Origin of the sequence: Vibrio hannami, assembly GCF_029589055.1 — a bacterium.
Taxonomy (GTDB): domain Bacteria; phylum Pseudomonadota; class Gammaproteobacteria; order Enterobacterales; family Vibrionaceae; genus Vibrio; species Vibrio hannami.
This window is the reverse complement of record NZ_JARQZP010000007.1, coordinates 1,501,972-1,519,648: the sequence shown is the minus strand read 5'-3', so window position 1 is coordinate 1,519,648 and position 17,677 is coordinate 1,501,972. Positions and strand designations below refer to the sequence as shown.

The following is a 17,677-nucleotide window of genomic DNA, read 5'->3' as shown; positions in this document are numbered from 1 at the left end:
ATATCAAGATCACATATTCAGTATCTACGCCCTTAAATTGACGTTGTAGGGATGAGTTTCCTGAAAATTACTTAAATTAACCTAAGAGCACGTTGGTATGTAAGGCTAGATCATAATGAAAAAGAAGAACGTTTATCAGGTATTTACTCGCTTGTTCGGAAACTCAAATCAAAGCAATGTACCTTGGGGAACCATTGAGCAAAATGGTGTTGGTAAATTTAGTGACTTCACCGTAAAAGCATTAGCAGAAATTCGCAATTTGGGCATCACGCATATTTGGTATACGGGGGTACCACATCACGCAGTGATTAATGATTATCAAGAGTTTGGAATAGAGAATGACCATCCTGCTGTAGTGAAGGGGCGGGCTGGTTCACCTTATGCAGTCAAAGACTATTATTCGGTTAATCCTGACCTTGCGGATAACCCGGCGAAGCGAAATCAGGAGTTCGACGAATTAATCGAAAGAACACATAACGCTGGAATGAAGGTGATCATTGATATCGTTCCTAACCATGTCGCGCGTGTCTATAAAGGGTTGAATAATCCTGAAGGTATCAGTGACTTCGGTGTGGAGGACGATACCGGGTTTGAATATCATAAAGACAACAATTTCTACTACATTCCGCGGCAGGAATTTGAGCTACCAGATGCTCTAACTAATGAACCACCTCTTGGAGGGGAGGCTCATCCATCATTATCTGAACCATACACTGAGTTTCCGGCGAAATGGACGGGCAACGGCTCCCGACTGGCAAAACCAAATCACGATGACTGGTATGAAACAGTTAAGGTTAATTACGGTGTAAGACCGGATGGGACTAAGGATTTCGATAGCCTATCCGAGGAATATAGATTCAAACCTTTTAGCGAACATTATGATTTCTGGCTAGATAAAACGGTTCCTGATTCCTGGGTTAAGTTTCGGGATATTGCCTTATATTGGATTGATAAAGGTGTCGACGGTTTCCGCTACGACATGGCCGAGATGGTGCCGGTTGAGTTCTGGAGCTACATGAACTCGTCGATTAAGCAGAAGAATCCAGATGCCTTTTTGATGGCGGAAGTTTATCAGCCGCATTTGTATCGGGATTATATTCAGCTTGGCAAAATGGACTATCTGTACGATAAGGTGGATCTTTACGACAGCCTTAAAGAAGTGATGCAAGGGCATGGTTCAACCCGAGAGATCGGCAGGATTCAGCACGAGATGCGTGATATTGAACATCATATGCTCCACTTCCTTGATAACCATGATGAGCAAAGAGTCGCGTCACCGGAATTCGCTGGCAGCGCAGAAAAAGGAAAACCAGCGATGTTGGTGTCTGCTTGTTTGTCCTCCTCTCCAACCATGATCTACTTCGGGCAGGAAGTCGGTGAGCCGGGAGCTGGGGCCGGTGGTTTTGGCAAGCCTTCGCGAACATCGATCTTTGACTATGTTGGAGTGCCACATCACCAACGTTGGATGAATGGTGGCAAGTTTGATGGCGGACAGTTATCAGATTCTGAAAAAGAGTTGAGAGATTTTTACCAGAAGTTACTTAACCTAACGTTAGAAAGCCCTGCATTGAGTGGTGAGTACCACGACCTATACGGAGCAAACTTCGATAACTTCGGTGATATGCAAGATAGTCTTTTTGCATTTGCACGTTCTAACGCCGATCAAAAGCTTATGTTTGTCGCGAACTTTAGTGCAAACAAGGAGACAGAACTTAACTTAATGATACCTCAAGAACTGATAGAAAAATGGCTCCTGAATGAAGGCGAACACCGAGTTGTGGATCTCCTGAATGACAAAGCCTACACGCTAATTGTTGATAATCAGGGAGCCAGGCTACTTATCAATATTGAACCATTAGCGGCTATGTATTTGAGTTTGGCTATTTAGCAGCTTTATGACGGTAAAGCAGGCATAGCTTGCCTGCTTTGCTTGTAAATTCATACAGTAGAAGGCTGTTAGTAAATATTAGTGTGATAGACGGACTGTTTCCGTATTTGTTCTCTTGGCTTCACTATCTTAACTCTTAATAATTAATTGGTTATATAGCAAACTCTTTCCTCTATTTGTGTGATAGATTGATGAGATAGACGGAAAGAAACCGTTTAGAAAGCGTTGAACTAAACCGCTTCGCGGAGAACGATACGTAACCCCGAATACTGTCCACACTTATGGTGTATCCATTGAATGAGGAATACACCATGACCCCTTTAAGACAACAGTTTCTCGATGAAATGGCGGTTCGCCGTTTCTCTCCTAAAACACAGAAATGCTACCTGCATTGGGTAGTTGAACTCTCCAAAACTTACGCCATGTCACCAGACCTTTTGAGTGATGAACAGATAAGCTCGTACTTACGCTCCTTGTCTAAGGACAGGAAACTAAGTGGCAGCACTTGTTCTCAGGCACTCAATGCCGTCATGTTTTTCTACCAAAAGGTGCTGAAACGAGAGTTTCAAGAAAGACTGGTTCCACCAATGAAGCGAGCCTGCACAATACCTGAGCTACTCAACCGTAAAGAAGTCAGAGACATCATCAGTCACTGCCGAAGCCTGAAGTATCAGAGTGCATTAGAAGTATGCTATGGCTGTGGATTGCGAGTGAGTGAAGTCGTTAACCTTGGTGTTAGAGATATCGATGGAGAGGCAAAGCGTTTGCACATTCACCAGGGCAAAGGAAATAAAGATCGGTTCGTTCCCCTCAGTGACAGTCAGTTGAATCACCTTCGTAACTATTGGCGTCACTACCATCCTACAGTGGCGCTGTTTCCTAGTCGGGAGCCAGAAAGACCGATGGACATCAGTGCTCTGCAAAAGTGCTTTAAATCAGCTAAAGCCTCAGCAAGGGTTGATAAACGAGGAGGAATTCATGCGTTACGACATGCGTATGCCACCCATCAATTAGAGGCAGGAATGCCATTGAATATTCTTCAACGTTACCTTGGGCATTCAAGCATAAAAACGACGTTAAGGTACACGCACTGGATAGGTCACTACCACGAGCAGTCAGATGGAAATGAGTTTGACTTAGTCGGCAGACTTTGGGAGGTCGAATGAACATGTTATCTCCCTATCAAACGATATTAAGCCAAGGTCTGGATGAGCTAGACAAAACTTCCATTACCCCAAGGCAATGGCAAGTTCTTCATCATCTTCGAGATTGTCGAACGGAAAGGATGGGAAGCTACGATTGGCGGTGCAACTACTGTGGTTATGAAACCACATGGTACTGTTCATGCCGGGACAGACACTGTCCAAACTGTCAGGAGCAGATGAGACAACGATGGTTGCTAAAACGAAGTAAGGATATTTTACCTGTGGCCTATCATCATTTGGTTTTTACCTTGCCTCATGAGTTTAATGCTCTGGTAAAGGTTTATCCGAAAGTGGTTTACCAATGTCTGTTTCACTCGGCTTGGGCAACGTTAACTGCTTTTGCGAATAAACGTCATCACCTTGCAGGGCAACTTGGTGCCTTGATGGTTCTGCATACATGGGGAAGGAATCTTAGCCAGCATACGCACATACATTGCTTGTTACCAAGCGGAGTCTTGACTAAGGAGGAGCGGTGGCAACCTACAAAGAAAGATCATTATCTGTTCCCCGTTAAGGCTCTCTCAGTTCGTTTTAAGAAGGAGATGTTGCAACGGATGCATTCAGCGCTGACGACCCATTTAAACTTATTGTCAGATGTCAGGAAGAAAGCATGGGTTGTTTATAGCAAACCCGTGCTGAAAAGAGCGGAGTCGGTAGTGGGTTATCTCTCCCGATATTGCAATCGAATAGGGTTAAACCCTAACCAGTTGAGCTATCAAAGTGATGGTCGTGTTGGTATGCATTATAAGGATTATCGCAGTGGAGAAATGAAAAAGATGTCTTGTACCGCAGGGGAAATGTTGAGGCGGTTGCTTCTGCATGTGCTACCTAAAGGGATGATGCGCATTCGTTATTATGGGTTCCTGGCGAATGCTGTGAGGGTAAAAGCGATAGCGACGATCAGACAGAGTTTACATGATAGAACAGTAGAAGCTTCGGAACCTGAAAGAGAGTTACCTTGCTGTCCAGTCTGTAAGCGGAAAAGCATGATGATGACGAGCATCATAGTCAGACCGTCGATGAACGTACTACACTATCGAACGGGCTAGGCTATTGATAAATTGGGTGTTTATATGCGCGTTGTTATCGTGACAGAGGGGCATGGTTCGCTTTAATATTAATGGTATAACGAGTATAGTCATTACGGTTTAGAGGAGAAAAGTGACCCAAAATATACTCTGTAACCGTTATCTGTGGCAGCTAACAGGCACTGCAAAAAGTTAATCCAGAAAAGCAAATTCCATAGATAGTAGAGGTTCAGTTCAACAGGTATTTATCCAGTGTGCTACGACACTGGATAAATACTTAAGCGTTAGCCCACTTATTTGAGTTTGATATATATGAAAAGAATAAAAAGAAACCCAGAGAAATTTGAACCAATTGATCTTTTTAGTTCCATTGGCTTGGAATATAACTACAATTTGCAGAACCCAGAAGATAGGGACGATTTCGTTCAAAGAGTTTCGGATTCTTTGACTTCAGCTCAAAGCAATGAAAGGGTGCTGTTCGGGAAAAGAGTCGAGTCTTCTTTTCCTATTGTTGTAGGTGCTCTAGGTAAAGTATCGTTTATCAAACAAGAAGACTCTGGTACTAGTTTCTCGACAAATGAGAAAATTAAGCTTCCTGATTACAGAGTTACAACTGCGACCGGTGAGCAATACCTTGTTGAAGTAAAGAACTGTCATTCTGAAAATGTTAATTACGAATATCCATTCCGCAATGATTATCTTGCGGAGCTGCAAGCATATGCTGAAATGAACAAAGTACCTCTAAAGTTGGCTATATACTTTTCAAAATATAATCAATGGGTTCTGCTTGACCCTAGCTCTTTGATTAAGCAATCAAAGCGTTATGTAACTACTTTCATTAATTCAATTGCTAAAAATGAAATGGGTACATTTGGAGATGTATTAATCGGTGCCAAGCCAAAACTAGAGTTTGTCATTGTCAATGATACTGATAACACAGATCCAATAGGAGATGATGGTCAAACAGTAATTTTGATAAAAGAAGTAAGGCTCAAGTGTGCAGGTGTTGAGCTTAAAGAAGAGTTAGACAAGAGTATTGCGTTTTATCTCACTCGATATGGTGACTGGATTGAGTCTTCAGTTACCCCAGTAGTGAGTGATAATAAAGTTGAATCTATCATTTTTACATTTGAGCCTGAGCATCCTTCTGATAATTATGGGTTTGATATGATTGGCTATTTAAGCTCTATGATAAGTGCTGCTTACCGAGAGCGGACAATCAGAGACGACAAGATTGTTGCAATTGATGCGAACGTAGATCCCGCTCAGTTTAATATTGGATTTCCTGATGATTATAAAAGTGACGAACTACCGTTATGGCGCTTCCATATTCAACCAAACTTTGAAAAGGAAATAGAGAAAATTTCTTTGGAATCAGTTGGCTAACAAACAATTTAAGAGTGATTCAGCACGCTTGGCATTTTTGGTTTGGATTGAGTTTTGTGTTTACTATGGTCAAATTAAGTTTCGTGGTAGCGTGCTTCACACCTTAATTGGGCGTTAGGCTATTAACTATAATCAACGGGAGGAGTGATATTGGCTCATCATATTTTTGAAAAATTAATGGATAAAAAAATCAGTGACTTTGTACATTCAATGAAAGAACTAGCGAATGAATGTTTTTACGATCCTGAAAATGACTCGTTAATTCACCCTGGGGAGTATGGTGTATTCAAAGAGCAGATTTGTGCTGGTTTATTAAGTTTATTTATTCCTGAAAACTATGGGTTCGGAAGTGGATTTATTATTACACCAAATGGTTCGACAAGTACTCAATGTGATTTGGTGATTTATGATAAAAGTAAGATGTTAAATATCAAAGCGTCCAATGAACATCGATTTTTTCCGGTTGATCCTGTTTTAGGTGTCGTGGAAGTAAAAAGTACACTTTCTAAAACTGATTTCAAGAAAGCTATAAATAAACTTTCTAACATCAAGAAACTAAGGGAAGAGTGCGATGGAATGACAACTTTTGGTTCCAATGCGGATTTTAATCCTGAATTAAATTTCAAAGATCAGATTTTCTCAGTTTTGATTTGCAATAAACTAAATTTCAATCTCGAAAATATATCTAATGAAATTTCTGACTTGTATGACTCTGATGTGAATTTAAATCATAGGCACAATCTGATACTAAGTATTGAAGATGGCATTATTTATTACCATATGAGAAAGAACATAGCAGATGAATTTAAAACAATACCTCAAAGTTGGTCATATCCTACTCTCTGTGGATTCGGCTTAAAAAATCGTTTTGATCCATCATATGAAGAGTCAAACTATCATTTCAAAACATTCTTAACCTACTTTTCACAAGCTATGCATGAACACAATTCATTTATGACATATTTACCTTCTTATTTCGTTGATGAAAGTGTAGAACGCGGAAAGATTGAAGATTAGCCTAACAAACAATTTAAGAGTGATTCAGCACGCTTGGCATTTTTGGTTTGGGTCTAGTTCAGTGATTACGGTGGTCATAACAAGTGTTGTGGTTGCGTGCTTCACACTTTAATTGGGCGTTAATAGGCTACTGAAAAACATAAAGTTTGTGGCTAGGTGGTTCTGTGTTTGTGGTGAGTGTTTGGGCTTTTAGGTAGCCAAGCAATCGCTTTGGTTCAGGTTGGTTCTTTGGTGCTTTCGCCATTTTAAGTCATCGAAAGGGCTAATATGCCACCAACCATTTTCGGTCTTTCCACATCACCAAGTGGCAATTAGCGTTGCCGATACTTTTGTGGGTGGCGGTTCCTCGGCAAATTTGTTTTTTGCGCGAGCTTCAATTCGGTTTCTGGTTATTTCAGGTGGTCAGTAGCCTGCATGTATTTAGCTTCTCCGCCGTTTCGGGTGTTGTGCAGTAGTGAACACCAGTAGCGAGGTAAGTCCTTTATTAACAAGGCGCTTAACGGGACAAAAAACGTTTGGCATTTTTGGTTCTGGTTGGTTTTGGTGTTATCGTTGTTTTTATTGAGGTTATTGGGTGTTTTTTGCCCATTAGCTAAGCGTTAGCAATCCCATGTAGGAGGTGGTATTGGAAAGTGTAATTGTTGCTTTGGTGTCGGTGTGTCTAGGTTGGTTGTTGTCTCAAGGTACGGAGTTAGTAAAATCTCGCAGGAAAGTTGCTAGGATCAAGAAAGCAATTTTGGCTGAACTCTGCGATATTAAGAAGTATTCAGATATAGCAATTGAACAGTGCTGTGAGTTTAGAGATAGTCTTGGGTCAAACAAATATGGAGTCATTGTTCCTCAGCCAATTAAGTCAGTAATTTTTGATGAGCATTATGTTTCTGTATATGCGGATTTTTCGTCAGAAGAAAGGTTCGCTTTAGGGATTGTTTATGGACATGTAGAGAACTTTAATTCAATCTTGCCAAAAATTACCGAAGACAATGTAATAACTTGTTTTGGTGATCTGTATTCTGCATCTCTTTGGTTGCAAGCGAGCATAAATCAGTTTCAATTACACCCGAAAGTTCATATTTCCCTAGACGAATCTGAAGTCACAAGAATCAATAGTGAGCTAGGAAAGTACCTAAAGGCGGTTGGTCTGTTAAAGTGAATTGCTAACAAACTGCTCAAGATGGACTGTCAACGCTCGGCAATTTTGATGCTAGTTTGGTACAGTGTTTACGGTGGTTTGTTCAAGCGCGGAGGCTATGCGTTGTCAGCCACTTAGCAAGGGCTACATGGACTCCCTCTTTTGTCAACAATAGCTACCGCTGACAACAGTGGATCGGACAGCAGCTCTACATTCGGTGTTTCATCGGATTTTACCCGTCACCCTGATGATATTCGCTTGATGCTGGCCTCATCCGTTAGACAGTGTTTTCCACTTTCTTGCTAAACAGGCTTTAGCATCTCGGTCTGACCATATTGTCATCAATGGCTATTGCTTTGACTCGGTAAGGGCTAACCGCTTATATAGTTAGCGTTATACTCGTTGTCTGTTGTTAATAGTGCCCAAATTATTCGAGCGTTTTTGGCTGCTAGGGCGACAGCCGCTCGTTTGTATCCTCGTCTTTCAACGAGCTGTTGTATCCATAAACTGTTTCTATCGGTTTTCTCTTTACAGCGGGCAATGACAGCTCTCGCACCATGAATAAGCAGAGTACGAATGTGCTTTTCGCCTCTTTTACTGATACGACCAAGATGTACATTACCACCTGTCGAATATTGCCTTGGTACTAATCCTATCCACGCCGCGAATTGGCGACTGGTACCAAACTGTTTGCCATCACTGACGGTTGCGACTATAGCTGTTGCGCTGTGCTCCCCAACCCCAGGGACGGCCATGAGCTTGGCTGCTTGCTTCATTTCCTTACTCAGGTGATAGACTTTTCTATCATAGCGAAGGATTTCTTCGTTAAGGTGGCGGATGTTGTTTACTAAATCACTCAGTAGTTCCCGAGCAAGAAAAGGAATGCCATTTTCGGCATCTTCGAGAATATCGGGCACCATTTTCTGAAGTGGATAGCGACCTTGAGGAATGATGATGCCAAACTCGGACAGTAAGCCACGAAGTTGATTAATGGTCGCGGTTCGACTTTTTACTAGACTATGCCGTATTCGATGTAGGCAAAGTACGGCTTGCTGCTCTTCGCTTTTAACCGAGACAAATCGAGTTTTTGGCTTAGAGACAGCTTCACAAATGGCTTCTGCATCATTCGGGTCGTTCTTCTCGTTTTGTCGGTATGGAATGACAAACTTAGACGCCATAATTTTAGGCGTATGACCCAGCTTTTTAAGTTCTCGTGACCAGTGATGAGCACCTGAGCAGGCTTCCATCCCAATAATACACGGTGGAATATTGGCTAATGTGTCTAAGAGTTTGTTTCTTTTAACAGTTTTGCGTAAGACGCACTTGCCATATGCATCTACGCCATGAATACTGAATACATTCTTGGCAAGATCAACGCCAATAGTTTGAATGGTGGACATAGTAACCTCCAGATTCTAAGCGTATCCATAGTTAACTATGGCACGCTGCGGCTCGGGTAGAGGGAGTCCATATCATTCGTTATGCATTAAATTTGAGTTTGGTAAGTAAATGAAGTTAATCGAAGAAATTATCCAGCTGTTAAGCTCTGGAGAAAGTAACTTAAAAGTAGCATTGTTAAAAACAAAAGTACTACTTCATCAGTTAGGCGAGAAAGAGCTTCTAGATTGGGTTGATAGTGAGCTCAGAGGATATGGAAATCGTGAGTCTGTCCCCTCCTATAGGAAGCTGCATCTTACAGTTAAAGGCAATTTGAGTAATTCTGTATACAGATACCAGAATCAAACTCTGCCTTTAATGCACTTAGATGATGAAATACGTGAAAGGCTAGACACTAAGTACTTGATGGACAGCATTGCTGTTGTCGAGCAGTATTCAACTCAGGAAAATTTACAGGTAAGTATCGCACCTGAGTTCTATCCACTCCTGTCTGAGGGTTTTGATGATAGCTATGGTGTAGAAACCGCTTGGGCTGTTCATTCTGCTGGTGCGATGACGCAAATATTGACAGAGGTTACGACTCGACTTTTGGATTTCGTTTTGGAGTTGTCTGAAAAATTTCCAAATGAAATGGAGTTGAGTGATATGAAAACAAGAGCGAAAGAGGTTGGTGTGTCAGATTTATTTAACAATGCAGTTTTTGGTGATAATGCCACTATCGTAGTTGGTGATTCAAATACTCAAACTATTCGTAATACTGTAAGCAAAAATGATATGGCTTCCTTAATCGAAGTCCTCAAACAAAATAAAGTTAGTGATGAGGATATAGAGTCACTTCAAGTTGCAATAGAAACCGACAAAGGTAGTGCGGAAGTAGAATCTGGTAACTTTGGTTCAGCCGTATCGGGCTGGATGGGCACAATGGTTTCTAAAGCAGCATCGACATTATGGGATGTTAAGGTTGGTGCTGCTGGTAGTCTATTGGCCACAGCTATCGGCAAGTACTATGGGTTTTAATGCATAACAAACAATTTAAGAGTGATTCAGCACGCTCGGCAATTTTGGTTTGGGTCAGGTTTCGCGTTTACGGCGTTCCAGTTGAGCGCCTTGGTTGCGTGCTTCACACCTTAATTGGGCGACATGGATTCCCCCGGTTGTCAAACGTCCGCTAAACTTCAAGTGATGGGTTTTGGACTGCCGCTCTACATTCGGCCTACTTATCGACGATTTGCATACGTCGTGGCCCTGATGACTTTGCGCGACTGCGGTGCCTTATTCGTTAGATGACATCAAAATGTGTCCGCCGCATTAACAGGCTCTCCGCTAGTGGTCTTAACCTATCTCCATCCATTGCGTCCGCTATGACCCGGTGGGTGTGACTCTTGTTACGCTGCTTAAGACGAAAAGATTTTAGGCAGCGTAATTTTTATATTCTGTTTGATTGTGTAGTAGTGACCAGATGATACGAGAGTTTTTAGCAGCCAGTGCAACAATGGCTCGATTCATCCCCCTTCGCTCTAATATGCCTCTACACCATTGGCTCAACCTGTCTTGTTTATCTCCCAGATTGGAGATAACTGTTCTCGCTCCATGAACTAAAAGTGTTCGAAGGTACTTGTCGCCATGTTTGGTTATTCTGCCAAGTCGTGGTTTTCCGCCTGTGGAGTATTGCTTGGGTACTAAACCTAACCATGCTGAGAAGTCCCGACTTTTATCGAACTGGGAGCCATTGCCTATTGATGCCAATATTGCGGTTGCTGATTGAGTATATCGAGATGCTGATAGGCATCATGAAGTACAGCTCTTGCCAGTTGAGGAAGTTCATTTTCAGCATCTTCAAGCATTAGCGGTACTTGTTTCATTAAGGATGAACGACCGACAGGTATAACTAAGCCGAACTCAGAAAGCAGTGCTCTAATACGATTCATGATAGCGGTTCGTTCACGAACCCAATGCTCCCGCATTCGGTGAACAGACAATATGGCTTGTTGCTCGGGCGATTTAACCGGAACAAATCGAGTAGAGAGGCGCTGAACCGCTTCGCAGATAGCAACGGCATCATTGAGGTCGTTCTTGCCCTTAGTTCGATAAGGCGCGACATACTTGGCAGCCATGATGCGTGGTTCATGTCCGAGTTTTCGAAGTGTCCTCGCCCAATAATGTGTACCACCACACGCTTCAAGTCCTATACGCATAGGTGGCATATTTGCTATTGTAGTCAGCAAGTTAGAGCGGTTAACGGATTTGCGGATTAGAACTTTACCATTCTGGTCGACAGCATGAAGACTGAAGTGGTTTTTAGCTAAGTCGATACCGCAGAAAAAAGAATAATCAGACATGGTGCCTCCGGTTTTAATAATGACCACATAAGTGTGGCTGATCCTCGGGAGGGGGAATCCATGTCATTCGTTATACCTCACAAAGGAAAAGGAACTTTCGATGTTTAAAATCGAGACTAAACGTCTGATTATTTGGGATATGACTCCGAACGATGAAGATGCTTTTGTTGCTATGTCTCAGGATGCTAAATATCAGCGTTTCTATGATGAAAGCGACTGTGACCCTAATAAATACCGAGAGTTAACAAGCTTGTTTATCGCTCAGGCTTCTGAGAAACCAAGAAAATCATACCAACTAGCCGTTGAATGTAAGATGTCAGGTGAGTTCATTGGGACTGTCTGTTTACGCCTAGAGGATAATCAGCAGGCTTCAATGGGATGTGCATTTTCCAGAGTCTCTCAAGGGAGCAAGTTAAGTTATGAAGCAGCCTTAGCTCTGGCAGATTTTGGTTTTTCGGAGTTGGAAGTTCATCGTATATATGCGGAGACAATCAGTAAAAACTTACCTGCAATTAAGCTCTGTAAGTCTCTAGGTATGCGCCAAGAAGCGCAATTTAGAGAGCACCGTTTTTTCAAAGAGCAGTGGTGGGATACAGTGGTTTTGGCAGTCCTTCGAACAGAGTGGAGCAAGGCATAACAAACGACTATGGCGTCAATAATTAATTTTTCGCGATGTTTTTATTCCACAATTCCACACGACACCGCCTTTCCATCTTGTCACTTTCTTCAGCTGTTCTACCGCAAGAAAATGTTCATAAGTAACTCTAAAAACCGGGTCACATTGCTGGTATTTTTGCTATTGTAGTCAGTAGGATATTGCTCATTATGCTCTAAGGGGGAAGTATGATTTATACAACAACTGAAACGGTTCCAGGAAAAGAAATCGAGGCTGTATTGGGTATTGTTAACGGGAATGTCGTTCAGTCTAAACACGTTGGCCGAGATATCATGGCAGGTTTGAAAGGCATTGTCGGAGGCGAACTTAAAGGCTATACCGAAATGTTGATGGAAGCCAGAAATATAGCGGTAGAACGATTAATACAAGACGCTCAAAAGTTAAATGCAGATGCGATAGTGGGAATACGATTTACAACCAGCTCTGTTACCGATGGCGCATCAGAAATATTGGTTTTTGGTACGGCGGTTAAGCTACGAACAGCTTAAATAAGGATATCGATGGAAGAACTTCAAGGTGGGCGAGAAGGTCAGATATTTCGTTCCGAAAACAAGATTTATCGGCCAAGCGGCAAATGGTCTGAAACGATTCACCGCTTGTTGTCGCATATTGCCGAAAATGGCTTTGATGCAGCGCCTAAGCCTTATGGTTTCGACGAGGAAGGTAACGAAATATTGTCTTATGTCGAAGGGGATGTGTTTAATTATCCGCTGAAGGGTGATATCGCTACAAATGAAGCGCTGACATCTGCGGCTAAACTAATTCGCTTATACCATGATGCATCTAGCTCGTTTCTATCAAAATATTCGAACGAACCTCTGGAGTGGATGCTTCCCAGTCGAGAGCCTGCCGAAGTTATCTGTCACGGCGACTATGCTCCTTACAATGTTTCTCTTATTGGCCCCGAAGTTGTGGGTATTATTGATTTTGATACTGCCCACCCAGCGCCGAGAGTTTGGGATATCGCTTATGCGGTGTACTGCTGGGCTCCATTCAAAACCGATAATGTTGATGCGCTGGGAGACATAGAATCTCAGTCAAAGCGAGCTAAGCAGTTTTGTGATGCTTATGGATTGCCAGAAATAGACCGTTCGGATTTAGTAAAAGCAATGACTGACAGAATTCAAGCTTTGGTAGATCACATGCACAATGAAGCCAGTAATGGTAACCGGGCTTTCATCGAAAATATCAAAGATGGGCATCATTTAGCTTATCTGGCCGACATCAAATACCTTCGGAGTCATGAACAGTATATTACTGATGTTTTGGTGGGGGATAGATAACCATAGACAATTTTGTCTTGAGTAAAATCAGTAGAACCTTTTCACATCTCGATAGAAGTTCTCGTGAGAGCCTAGGGTGATAAGCTCTAGGGTTAGGGTTCCATCTTCATAGCTGTAACCAAGTAAGGTCAGTTGTTTTACCGATTTTAACACTAGGAGTTTGGAGTACAGCTGTGATTTTACTCAAAACTGTATGCCTTAAGCTTGCCCGATTCTTTTTCAGCCTTGAGCCTAGAGTCCTGCTTAGGGGTATTTGTAGCTTTTATCGGCTTTAAATTGATGCTACGTATATAAAAACGAATAACAACAGGAATAAAACAATGATAGATTTTACAGTTGGCAAGTGGATCTTTGAGCCGAAAGTTAGTGAAGTAACCAAAGATTCAGTATCGATAACAACCGAGCCAGAAACTGATTTTTGGCAGCGTTCTTACTATGGATTCCGCAATGATAATGCGCCGGCTTTGCAGGTTGAATCTGATGAAAACTTTACCTTTAGTACGAAAGTGAGTTTTGACTATCAAGCCCAGTTTGATCAGTGTGGGGTGATTATCTATCTTGACAATGAAAACTGGTTTAAAGCATCCATAGAGTATGAAAACGAGGCGTTCTCAAGGTTAGGTAGTGTTGTGACGAACTCTGGTTACTCCGATTGGGCAACGTCAGATATCCCATTACCGAAAGAAATTTGGTATCGCTTAAGCCGCCGCGGACCTGACTTTTTAATTGAGTCTTCGTTCGATGGTGTTAACTTCAAACAGATGCGAATCTTCCACCTGCACAAGCTTGGTGAGACGACCATGGAGATGGGTAGATCCAATCCGCCTTTACCAGCTACAAATAAGGTGAGCTTTGGTGTGTACGCATGCAGCCCTTTGAAGTCATCATTTACCGCTACGTTTACGGATATGAGCCTGGAGCCTTGTAAGTGGCTAGCGCACGCCGTTTAACCTCCATGCGAAGTAGTTAAGAGTGTTTGAAATATAAGGAAGTATCAAGATGTCAGGGATTACCGATTTAGATGAGCTACTTCGCTCAATGAGCCCAAAGTTAGTCGAATCTGAGTTTGTATTTTGTACTGTTTCTGGATCGCTTACGGAGTATACCGAGTTAAATCCAGTTGCTACATTTATTGAGCCTGAAGGGCTAACACTGGTTATCGAAAGGTCAGTTGCAGAAAAGCATGGCTTACCTTTTGAAGGGGCATATAGCCAAATTACACTAACGGTTCATTCGAGTTTGGAAGCGGTTGGTCTTACAGCTGCTGTTTCAAGTAAGTTGGCTGAAAAGGGCATCAGCGCAAATGTAATTGCAGCTTACTATCACGACCATATCTTTGTTCAAACCAGTAAAGCTCAGGCGGCAATGTCAGCTTTGAACCAATTTAGTTGTTGAATAAGTGCTTGAATAAGTTGTTAAGCGTCAAGGAGGACGAATGAAAATCAGGACGGTTAGAGATAGCGACTTAGGCGCGATTACCGAGATATATAATCATTTTATTCAAGAGTCGACGGCGACTTTTGAGGAGCAGCCACTAGTTACGAATGACTTATCTCAACGAGTGCAAGAAACTCTTGCTTCCGGCTTCCCCTGGATAGTGCTGGAAGTAGAAGGTGATGTTATTGGCTATGCATACGCAAAACCCTGGCACACCCGTTCGGCTTATCGGTTTACTGCTGAGTCTACGATTTATATGGCTTCCAATACGGGAGGTAAGGGATACGGGCGCAAGTTATACCAGGAGCTAATGAGTCTTCTGGAAGCTAAGGGAATTAAGAATGTTATGGGCGTGATAACTCAGCCAAATCCAGCCAGTGTCCACTTGCACGAGTCGATCGGATTTAGAAAAGCCGGCGAGTTCAAAAACATTGGTTTCAAGTTTGGTCGCCAGCTTTCAGTAGGGTATTGGCAGCTAGAAATGGGCTGCTAGCTAGAAAAAGTAGCAAACAATATATAAGGGCAGTAATGACCAAAGTTATTCTCAAAGGGCATATTATTGTGCCCGAAAACGAACTAGATGCTGTAAAAGCCGAGCTAGTAACACATAAAAGACTCACCAAAGAAGAGCCCGGCTGTCTTATATTTAACGTTACTGAAAGCCCTGATAATCCGCTTCGGTTCGATGTGTATGAAGAGTTCGTAGATAAAGCCGCTTTTGAAGCTCATCAAAAGCGTGTAAGTTCATCGCGTTGGGGCAAGGTAACGGTCAATGTTGAGCGTTACTACAGAATCTTCGAGTAAATATAGAAGGGTTGATATGAAAAAACGAGCAATAGTTACCGGCGGTAATTCCGGACTAGGGTATGCCATTGCGCAGGAGCTTTTGGCTTTAGACCTGGAAGTAATCCTTACAGGAAGAGATGATGAGAAACTAATTCAAGCGAAAACTAGCCTTGGCAGTGATTCTGTATCATACGCTGCATTTAATGTGGCAGATGAGTCCGCTATCGACAACTTTTTCAAAAATTTAGATTATCCAGTAACTTATTTGTTCAATGTTGCTGGGGTAGGAGTATTTGGAAGTATAGAAGAGATTAATCGGGCTGATATTGATAGGTTACTTGAATCAAATCTTATCGGCCTTATGCTGATGACCTCTGGGTTCATTAAAAAGTTTGGAAATGAAGAGATTCGAATCATTAATGTTATGTCAACTGCGGCTCAGGTAGGAAAGAAGAGTGAAGCGATGTATTGCGCTGCTAAGTGGGGGGCAAGAGGTTTTACTGAAGCCTTGAAAACAACTTACAAGGGTTCAAATATATCAGTGCTTGGTGTTTACCCTGGGGGATGGATACAGCCTTTTGGCAAAACGATGGCAGAGACGTGTCCTCTTTCATGAAACCATCTGATGTGGCTCAGCAGATAGCAGTTAACGCAGTACACAGCAAGTCAATTAACATTACTGATTTGGTAATTGAGAGAGCTTGATTGCATGTAAGTCACACTTCTTTGATCTTTACGCTATAGCTCAGTTTATTAAATAAGCCCTAATTTTGAAATCTGGCACATTTCTATCAAGTGTTATAGTTTTTCTCTATACAAGAGTTTTGATTTTCTATTTTTTTATCCGTCATGCAATGGGTAGATTGAATTCATGATTAATATCCATGGATTGTAAAAATGAAAAAGTTAGTGAAATCTATATCTGTGTGTGCCCTCGCCGCGCTTACAGTGACACCCGTTGCCGCAATGACTGAAGGCGAGTTAATGATCTGGATTAATGGTGATAAGAGTTATGAAGGCCTGGCTGAAATCGGTAAGCAGTTTGAAGCGGACACAGGTATTAAAGTCATCGTTCAGCATCCGGAGTCCCCTGAAGAACGATTTGAAAAGGCAGCGGCTCAGGGAATGGGACCCGATATCATTTTTTGGGCACATGATCGTTTTGGTGGATATGCAGAAGCGGGTCTTCTGAAAGAAGTAAAACCTTCCAAAGACTTTAAAGAAAAGTTAGTTGATTTTAGCTGGGATGCAGTGACGGTAAACGGCAAACTGGTAGGCTATCCAATCTCTGTAGAAACTCCATCTCTGATCTATAACAAGGATCTGTTACCAAATCCTCCGAAAACATGGGAGGAGCTGGCATCTATCCATGAAAAAATGCAAGCCCAGGGCAAGCAGTCCATTATGTGGGATGTTAAGAATGCTTACTTTACATGGCCAATGATTTCTTCAGGTGGCGCTTATGCTTTCGCGCCTGTTGAAGGTGGTTACGATGCAACTAAAACTGGAGTAAATAATGAAGCCGGCGTTTCAGGGTTACAGTTCCTTGTTGATATGGTTAATAAAGGGGTGGTAAACCCGGATATGGATTATTCTGTATCTGAAGCTGCTTTTAGCCGCGGAGAAGTTGCAATGACCATTAATGGCCCTTGGGCATGGGGCAACCTTGATAAACTAGGCGTGAATTACGGCGTTGCAGAGTTGCCAACACTAAACGGTGGTAAAGGCAATCCGTTTGTTGGTGTACTGTCGGCAGGTATCAACTCAAGTAGTCCGAACGAGGATTTGGCGGTCGAGTTCTTAGAAAACTATTTGTTGGTTGATGACGCGTTAAAAATTATGAACGACGATAAGCCATTAGGGGCTGTAGCACTAAAATCGTTCCAGAAAGTGCTGGAAAGTGATGAGCGAATTAAAGCAACCATGACTAACGCTCAAAATGGTGAAATTATGCCAAATATTCCAGGAATGACAGCGTATTGGTTCGCGGAAGGCGCTGCTATTGAGAACGCAATTCTTGGAAAACAAACAGCAAAAGAGGCGCTTGATACCGCAGCTAAGCAAATCGTTAACTGATTTTTCATGTCTTATGACCTTGGACT

General features: G+C 42.2%; 17 protein-coding genes and 2 pseudogenes. 16 read left to right on the top strand and 3 right to left on the bottom strand.

Going from position 1 to position 17,677, the window contains the following annotated elements; genetic code table 11:
- Positions 1 to 115: 115 nt before the first annotated feature.
- The 6 genes from P7F88_RS21380 to P7F88_RS21350 all read left to right on the top strand — a co-directional run bounded on the left by P7F88_RS21380 (position 116) and on the right by P7F88_RS21350 (position 7,677).
- Positions 116 to 1,888, top strand: coding sequence for an alpha-amylase family protein (locus tag P7F88_RS21380; protein ID WP_277828081.1), 1,773 nt, complete (start codon positions 116 to 118; stop codon positions 1,886 to 1,888).
- A 311-nt stretch (positions 1,889 to 2,199) separates the two neighbouring features.
- The gene (locus P7F88_RS21375) at positions 2,200 to 3,054 is read left to right on the top strand and encodes a tyrosine-type recombinase/integrase (protein ID WP_277828079.1); all 855 of its coding nucleotides are present in this window, start codon (positions 2,200 to 2,202) and stop codon (positions 3,052 to 3,054) included.
- The gene (locus P7F88_RS21370) at positions 3,051 to 4,142 is read left to right on the top strand and encodes an IS91 family transposase (RefSeq protein ID WP_277828077.1); all 1,092 of its coding nucleotides are present in this window, start codon (positions 3,051 to 3,053) and stop codon (positions 4,140 to 4,142) included. The genes P7F88_RS21375 and P7F88_RS21370 overlap by 4 nt, the downstream gene beginning before the upstream one ends.
- Positions 4,143 to 4,433: 291 nt before the next feature.
- On the top strand, positions 4,434 to 5,507 hold the full coding sequence (locus P7F88_RS21365) for a hypothetical protein (protein WP_277828075.1): 1,074 nt from the start codon (positions 4,434 to 4,436) through the stop codon (positions 5,505 to 5,507).
- 150 nt (positions 5,508 to 5,657) lie between these two features.
- Positions 5,658 to 6,524: a DUF6602 domain-containing protein gene (locus P7F88_RS21355; RefSeq protein WP_277828073.1), complete on the top strand. Its 867-nt coding sequence runs from the start codon at positions 5,658 to 5,660 to the stop codon at positions 6,522 to 6,524.
- Between the two features lie 625 nt (positions 6,525 to 7,149).
- The gene (locus P7F88_RS21350) at positions 7,150 to 7,677 is read left to right on the top strand and encodes a hypothetical protein (protein WP_277828072.1); all 528 of its coding nucleotides are present in this window, start codon (positions 7,150 to 7,152) and stop codon (positions 7,675 to 7,677) included.
- A 350-nt stretch (positions 7,678 to 8,027) separates the two neighbouring features.
- On the opposite strand, the gene P7F88_RS21345 is transcribed toward P7F88_RS21350, so the two are convergent.
- Positions 8,028 to 9,056: an IS110 family RNA-guided transposase gene (locus P7F88_RS21345; protein WP_277828070.1), complete on the bottom strand. Its 1,029-nt coding sequence runs from the start codon at positions 9,054 to 9,056 to the stop codon at positions 8,028 to 8,030.
- A gap of 109 nt (positions 9,057 to 9,165) precedes the next feature.
- Between P7F88_RS21345 and P7F88_RS21340 the strand changes: the two genes are divergently transcribed.
- Positions 9,166 to 10,071, top strand: a complete 906-nt coding sequence (locus P7F88_RS21340; protein ID WP_277828068.1) for an AbiTii domain-containing protein — start codon at positions 9,166 to 9,168, stop codon at positions 10,069 to 10,071.
- 393 nt (positions 10,072 to 10,464) lie between these two features.
- On the opposite strand, the pseudogene P7F88_RS21335 reads toward P7F88_RS21340, so the two are convergent.
- Positions 10,465 to 11,393, bottom strand: a pseudogene (locus tag P7F88_RS21335) (IS110 family RNA-guided transposase).
- A 100-nt stretch (positions 11,394 to 11,493) separates the two neighbouring features.
- Between P7F88_RS21335 and P7F88_RS21330 the strand changes: the two are divergent.
- The 3 genes from P7F88_RS21330 (at position 11,494) to P7F88_RS21320 (ending at position 13,352) form a co-directional block, all read left to right on the top strand.
- Positions 11,494 to 12,030, top strand: coding sequence for a GNAT family N-acetyltransferase (locus tag P7F88_RS21330; protein ID WP_277828066.1), 537 nt, complete (start codon positions 11,494 to 11,496; stop codon positions 12,028 to 12,030).
- 206 nt (positions 12,031 to 12,236) lie between these two features.
- The gene (locus tag P7F88_RS21325; protein ID WP_277828065.1) at positions 12,237 to 12,557 is read left to right on the top strand and encodes a heavy metal-binding domain-containing protein; all 321 of its coding nucleotides are present in this window, start codon (positions 12,237 to 12,239) and stop codon (positions 12,555 to 12,557) included.
- Positions 12,558 to 12,569: 12 nt separating this feature from the next.
- Positions 12,570 to 13,352, top strand: coding sequence for a phosphotransferase (locus tag P7F88_RS21320; RefSeq protein WP_277828063.1), 783 nt, complete (start codon positions 12,570 to 12,572; stop codon positions 13,350 to 13,352).
- A 27-nt stretch (positions 13,353 to 13,379) separates the two neighbouring features.
- Here P7F88_RS21320 and P7F88_RS21315 read toward each other — a convergent pair.
- Positions 13,380 to 13,499: pseudogene (locus P7F88_RS21315) on the bottom strand (type II toxin-antitoxin system RelE/ParE family toxin); the annotation flags it as partial.
- Positions 13,500 to 13,672: 173 nt separating this feature from the next.
- Between P7F88_RS21315 and P7F88_RS21310 the strand changes: the two are divergent.
- From P7F88_RS21310 to malE, 6 genes are all read left to right on the top strand, one after another.
- Entirely contained in the window at positions 13,673 to 14,302 is a 630-nt protein-coding gene (locus tag P7F88_RS21310; protein WP_277828059.1) for a DUF1349 domain-containing protein, read from the top strand.
- A 49-nt stretch (positions 14,303 to 14,351) separates the two neighbouring features.
- Positions 14,352 to 14,747, top strand: a complete 396-nt coding sequence (locus tag P7F88_RS21305) for an ACT domain-containing protein (RefSeq protein ID WP_277828057.1) — start codon at positions 14,352 to 14,354, stop codon at positions 14,745 to 14,747.
- Positions 14,748 to 14,787: 40 nt separating this feature from the next.
- Positions 14,788 to 15,282: a GNAT family N-acetyltransferase gene (locus P7F88_RS21300; RefSeq protein ID WP_277828055.1), complete on the top strand. Its 495-nt coding sequence runs from the start codon at positions 14,788 to 14,790 to the stop codon at positions 15,280 to 15,282.
- Between the two features lie 35 nt (positions 15,283 to 15,317).
- Positions 15,318 to 15,593: a putative quinol monooxygenase gene (locus P7F88_RS21295; RefSeq protein WP_277828053.1), complete on the top strand. Its 276-nt coding sequence runs from the start codon at positions 15,318 to 15,320 to the stop codon at positions 15,591 to 15,593.
- Between the two features lie 16 nt (positions 15,594 to 15,609).
- Positions 15,610 to 16,191: an SDR family NAD(P)-dependent oxidoreductase gene (locus P7F88_RS21290; protein ID WP_277828051.1), complete on the top strand. Its 582-nt coding sequence runs from the start codon at positions 15,610 to 15,612 to the stop codon at positions 16,189 to 16,191.
- Positions 16,192 to 16,472: 281 nt separating this feature from the next.
- Positions 16,473 to 17,651, top strand: a complete 1,179-nt coding sequence (gene malE / locus P7F88_RS21285; protein ID WP_277828049.1) for a maltose/maltodextrin ABC transporter substrate-binding protein MalE — start codon at positions 16,473 to 16,475, stop codon at positions 17,649 to 17,651.
- The last annotated feature ends 26 nt before the right edge of the window (positions 17,652 to 17,677 follow it).

Bases quoted from the DNA above. Each gene is read 5' to 3' on its own strand.
- P7F88_RS21310 (WP_277828059.1), top strand. From the start codon at position 13,673: ATGATAGATTTTACAGTTGGCAAGTGGATCTTTGAGCCGAAAGTTAGT.
- P7F88_RS21325 (WP_277828065.1), top strand. From the start codon at position 12,237: ATGATTTATACAACAACTGAAACGGTTCCAGGAAAAGAAATCGAGGCT.
- P7F88_RS21330 (WP_277828066.1), top strand. From the start codon at position 11,494: ATGTTTAAAATCGAGACTAAACGTCTGATTATTTGGGATATGACTCCG.
- P7F88_RS21345 (WP_277828070.1), bottom strand. From the start codon at position 9,056: ATGTCCACCATTCAAACTATTGGCGTTGATCTTGCCAAGAATGTATTC.
- P7F88_RS21340 (WP_277828068.1), top strand. From the start codon at position 9,166: ATGAAGTTAATCGAAGAAATTATCCAGCTGTTAAGCTCTGGAGAAAGT.
- P7F88_RS21365 (WP_277828075.1), top strand. From the start codon at position 4,434: ATGAAAAGAATAAAAAGAAACCCAGAGAAATTTGAACCAATTGATCTT.
- P7F88_RS21320 (WP_277828063.1), top strand. From the start codon at position 12,570: ATGGAAGAACTTCAAGGTGGGCGAGAAGGTCAGATATTTCGTTCCGAA.
- P7F88_RS21305 (WP_277828057.1), top strand. From the start codon at position 14,352: ATGTCAGGGATTACCGATTTAGATGAGCTACTTCGCTCAATGAGCCCA.
- P7F88_RS21290 (WP_277828051.1), top strand. From the start codon at position 15,610: ATGAAAAAACGAGCAATAGTTACCGGCGGTAATTCCGGACTAGGGTAT.
- P7F88_RS21370 (WP_277828077.1), top strand. From the start codon at position 3,051: ATGAACATGTTATCTCCCTATCAAACGATATTAAGCCAAGGTCTGGAT.
- P7F88_RS21300 (WP_277828055.1), top strand. From the start codon at position 14,788: ATGAAAATCAGGACGGTTAGAGATAGCGACTTAGGCGCGATTACCGAG.
- P7F88_RS21375 (WP_277828079.1), top strand. From the start codon at position 2,200: ATGACCCCTTTAAGACAACAGTTTCTCGATGAAATGGCGGTTCGCCGT.
- P7F88_RS21380 (WP_277828081.1), top strand. From the start codon at position 116: ATGAAAAAGAAGAACGTTTATCAGGTATTTACTCGCTTGTTCGGAAAC.
- P7F88_RS21295 (WP_277828053.1), top strand. From the start codon at position 15,318: ATGACCAAAGTTATTCTCAAAGGGCATATTATTGTGCCCGAAAACGAA.
- malE (WP_277828049.1), top strand. From the start codon at position 16,473: ATGAAAAAGTTAGTGAAATCTATATCTGTGTGTGCCCTCGCCGCGCTT.